Below are 1523 nucleotides of genomic sequence, written 5' to 3' on the forward strand. Positions count from 1 at the left end.
ATTATACAATAAAAAATCTAAATTACAAGATAAAAAATCCATTTTTAGACATATAGTCTAATTTGTTTACAAGGAGGAAATATGAAAGAAAGTAACAAACGCTTAAAAACAAAGCGAACTATTGAAAATGCTATGGTAGAATTACTGATGGAACAACCATTTGATCAAATTTCTACTGTCAAGTTAGCAGAAAAGGCCGGAATTAGTCGTTCCAGCTTCTATACGCACTATAAGGATAAGTATGATATGATCGAGCACTATCAAAGCAAGCTATTTCATACATTTGAATATATTTTTCAAAAACATGCTCATCACAAAAGAGATGCTATTCTAGAAGTATTTGAATATCTAGAGTCAGAACCACTTCTGGCTGCTCTGCTTTCTGAAAATGGGACTAAAGAAATCCAAAATTTCTTAAGAAATAAACTTCATATCATGCTCAGCACAGATTTACAAAAGCGATTTATGCAACTAAATCTCAATACCACTGAATTAGAATATAGTAGCATCTATCTAACTCATGCACTTTTTGGTGTCTGTCAAACTTGGATTGCACATGGAAAAAAAGAAAGTCCTCAAGAAATAACAGATTTCCTTATGAAGATGCTTGGTGATACAAATTGATACAAAAAAGGGAACAACACTATGTTCCCTTTTATCTATACTCCGCCAGTAGGACTCGAACCTACGACATCATGATTAACAGTCATGCGCTACTACCAACTGAGCTATGGCGGATAAAATAGTCCGTACGGGATTCGAACCCGTGTTACCGCCGTGAAAAGGCGGTGTCTTAACCCCTTGACCAACGGACCTTCTATCTGTAGCAGATATAACCATTATATCAATTTCTTACTAATTGTCAATCACTTTTGAGATTTTTTCTCTAGAATATCTTTTAATTTTCTAATTTTTAATCTTGAAATAGGACAACGATGGTCTTCATAGAAAACAATTTCTAAATTCTTTCTATCAATTTCTCTGATATTGCCTATATTTACCAAAAATGACTTGTGAGGAGAATAAAATCTCTGAGTATGTTTGTCCTTTTCCTGAATATCTGTCATGGTACCATAAAATTCTTTGGCAAAATTCTTACCAATAATGCGCAATTTATGAGAAACTCCTGTCGTTTCAATATACAGAATGTCATGATAAGGAATTTTTAAATCATTTCCCTTATAATTGTAGTCAAAATAATCTACCACATCTTCATTTTCAAGTAACATACTCTTCGTGTAGAAGATATTTTGCTCAATTCTCTTCTTAAATAACTCATCATTAATATCCTTATCGACAAAATCTAGGGCTGATACCTGGTATTTATAGGTTAGAGTTGCAAACTCTGATCGACTGGTGATAAAGACGATAATAGCGTAAGGATTGTAATGACGAATGAGCTGAGCCACTTCAAATCCCTTTTTCTCAATTCCATGAATATCGATATCTAGGAAATAAAGCTGGTTTACTTCATCGTTTTCAATATATTCCTTGAACTCACGAACTTTTCCCGTTGTCTTGTA

At 33.3% G+C, this 1523-nt stretch carries 2 protein-coding genes and 2 tRNA genes; 1 reads left to right on the forward strand and 3 read right to left on the reverse strand.

The genetic code is table 11. From position 1 onward, the window contains the following. Positions 1-81 precede the first annotated feature (81 nt). A complete protein-coding gene (locus tag ACLNCN_RS04670; RefSeq protein WP_020902617.1) occupies positions 82-624 on the forward strand; it encodes a TetR/AcrR family transcriptional regulator in 543 nt (180 codons plus the stop codon). A gap of 40 nt (positions 625-664) precedes the next feature. Here the strand turns inward: ACLNCN_RS04670 and ACLNCN_RS04675 are convergent. From ACLNCN_RS04675 to comE, 3 genes are all read right to left on the reverse strand, one after another. After that, positions 665-738, reverse strand: a tRNA-Asn gene (locus tag ACLNCN_RS04675). A gap of 5 nt (positions 739-743) precedes the next feature. Then, positions 744-815, reverse strand: a tRNA-Glu gene (locus ACLNCN_RS04680). Between the two features lie 51 nt (positions 816-866). Then, positions 867-1523 (reverse strand): competence system response regulator transcription factor ComE (gene comE, locus ACLNCN_RS04685; RefSeq protein ID WP_424844733.1); only part of this gene is annotated, 657 nt, incomplete at its 5' end.

This window comes from Streptococcus sp. CL8.13, assembly GCF_049737895.1.